A 2,822-nucleotide genomic window follows, 5' to 3' on the forward strand; every position below is an offset into this window, starting at 1 on the left:
GGCGATCGGTGTAGATTCGTGACCAGCCAGACGTCGCTGCTGATGGCGGTCGGGCGGCCCGCACGACGGACCGGCCGAGGGAGAGAGGGCCTCCGACGGACTGCGCTGCGGCCAGGGGAGTGGTGGTTCCGGACAGGGTGCGACGCGCGCCCGCCCGGCGTGCCGCCGAGCGCCCCGGAAGTCCGGCCGCGTGCACAGCCGTACCCGTTCTCGCTCGCCCCTCAGGAGGAGCAGCCCGTATGACCACCACCTCCACCGGTCAGGACTTCAAGGTCGCGGACCTGTCGCTGGCCACCTTCGGTCGTAAGGAGATCACCCTCGCCGAGCACGAGATGCCCGGTCTGATGGCGATCCGCAAGGAGTACGCGGAGGCGCAGCCGCTGGCCGGCGCCCGGATCACCGGCTCGCTGCACATGACGGTGCAGACGGCCGTGCTCATCGAGACGCTGGTCGCGCTCGGCGCCCAGGTGCGCTGGGCGTCCTGCAACATCTTCTCCACCCAGGACCACGCGGCCGCGGCCATCGCCGTCGGTCCGAACGGCACTCCGGACAACCCCCAGGGCGTGCCCGTCTTCGCCTGGAAGGGCGAGACGCTGGAGGAGTACTGGTGGTGCACGGAGCAGGCGCTGACCTGGCCCGGTACCGCCACCGGCGGTCCGAACATGATCCTCGACGACGGCGGTGACGCCACCCTCCTCGTCCACAAGGGCGTCGAGTTCGAGAAGGCCGGCGCGGCCCCGGACCCGGCCACGGCGGACAGCGAGGAGTACGCCGAGATCCTCAAGCTCCTCAACCGCACCCTCGCCGACAGCCCGCAGAAGTGGACCCAGCTGGCGTCCGAGATCCGCGGCGTCACCGAGGAGACCACCACCGGCGTCCACCGCCTCTACGAGATGCAGCGCGAGGGCACGCTGCTCTTCCCGGCGATCAACGTGAACGACGCCGTGACCAAGTCGAAGTTCGACAACAAGTACGGCTGCCGCCACTCCCTGATCGACGGCATCAACCGCGCCACCGACGTCCTCATCGGCGGCAAGGTCGCGGTCGTCTGCGGCTACGGCGACGTGGGCAAGGGCTGCGCCGAGTCGCTGCGCGGCCAGGGCGCCCGCGTCATCGTCACCGAGATCGACCCGATCAACGCCCTCCAGGCGGCCATGGACGGCTTCCAGGTCACGACCCTGGACGAGGTCGTCGAGACCGCCGACATCTTCGTGACGACCACGGGCAACAAGGACATCATCATGGCCTCCGACATGGCCAAGATGAAGCACCAGGCCATCGTGGGCAACATCGGCCACTTCGACAACGAGATCGACATGGCCGGCCTCGCGAAGGTCCCGGGCATCGTCAAGGACGAGGTCAAGCCGCAGGTCCACACCTGGACCTTCCCCGACGGCAAGGTCCTGATCGTCCTCTCCGAGGGCCGCCTGCTGAACCTGGGCAACGCCACCGGCCACCCGTCCTTCGTGATGTCGAACTCCTTCGCCGACCAGACGCTGGCGCAGATCGAGCTCTTCACCAAGCCGGAGTCCTACCCCACCGACGTCTATGTGCTGCCGAAGCTCCTGGACGAGAAGGTGGCCCGGCTCCACCTGGACGCGCTCGGCGTCAAGCTGACCACGCTCCGCCCGGAGCAGGCCGACTACATCGGCGTCCCGGTCGAGGGCCCGTACAAGCCGGACCACTACCGCTACTGACATCACCACGGCACATACTGAGGAGGCTGCCGACAGCAGCCACCGCAGCAGAAGCCGGAGCACAGGCCCCCGCCCTCCTCGGCGGGGGCCTGTCCTGTTCGCGTCAAGGACCCCACCATGCCTCGCGGCCGCTACTCCCTTTACGACCCGCACGACCACACCCCCCTCGGTGCGGAGCACTTCCACTGCGCCACCGGCCCCTCCGGCTGGCGCTACGTCTCCCAGCTCACCTCCCCCTCCGGTGACCACGCGGGCTCCGTCGACCTCACCCTCGACGCCCTCGGGCGCCCGATCCGCGTCCAGCTCCACGCGGGGAGCTGGCAGGTACGGGGCGCCGCGCTCGACGGCGTCACCTGGGTGCGCACGGACCCGACCGGCACGCATGGAGAAGAAGGCAATGTGCAGGCGCACGCCTTCAGCGGGGCTTCCCCCGCCTTCTACGTGGCCCTGTCCAGGCTGCTGTGCCTCGCCCCCGGCGAGGGCGCGAAACGTATCCGGCTCGTCGGATTCACCTCCCCCGTGCTGGCCCCGCGCACCTTCGACCAGGCGTGGGCCCTCGTCGCAAGGACAGCACACCCCACTGACAACGGGACCTTGGCCGTGGACGAGTACCAGGTCAGCGACCTGGAGACGGGGGAGCAGTACGCGGTGCACCTGGCCGGTGACGTGGTCCTCGCGGCACCGGGCGTGGAACTGGAGGAGCTCGACACCCCGCCGTCGGCGTTCGACGATGTGCGCCGGGCCCCGTCCTCCTGATACTGTCCTCTTCGCCTCGCAAAACCTGTTGACACGGGCCACGCGGGGAGGTAGATTCGAACGGTTGCCGGGACCTGGACAGGTTCCCTGGTGACGGTTAGTATCTGAATCGCTCCGATGGCGAATGAAAATTCGCGCGGAGCAACCCCGACCCCTTATGGGAAGCCCAAAGGCCGATTCGCTCGGCCGAAATGCTTCTGATAAAGTCGGTGAGGCCGGAAAGCGAAAGCGAGAAGGCCAAAACCCCGCTCCAGCAGGGGGCCGGAAAAGTGATTCGGACCGGAAACGGAACGGAAAACGGATCTGGTAAGGTTGGAAACACGAAAGGCCGAAAGGCCGAAGGGAAGCGCCCGGAGGAAAGCCCGCGAG

At 68.2% G+C, this 2,822-nt stretch carries 2 protein-coding genes; both read left to right on the forward strand.

Annotated features, from left to right (window positions below):
- The first annotated feature begins 239 nt into the window (after positions 1–239).
- The gene (ahcY, locus tag K6I34_RS34995) at positions 240–1,697 is read left to right on the forward strand and encodes an adenosylhomocysteinase (protein ID WP_229332062.1); all 1,458 of its coding nucleotides are present in this window, start codon (positions 240–242) and stop codon (positions 1,695–1,697) included.
- Positions 1,698–1,814: 117 nt separating this feature from the next.
- A complete protein-coding gene (locus K6I34_RS35000) occupies positions 1,815–2,453 on the forward strand; it encodes a hypothetical protein (RefSeq protein ID WP_229332063.1) in 639 nt (212 codons plus the stop codon).
- Positions 2,454–2,822 lie beyond the last annotated feature (369 nt).

The organism is Streptomyces sp. UNOC14_S4 (genome assembly GCF_020740835.1).
Lineage (GTDB): Bacteria > Actinomycetota > Actinomycetes > Streptomycetales > Streptomycetaceae > Streptomyces.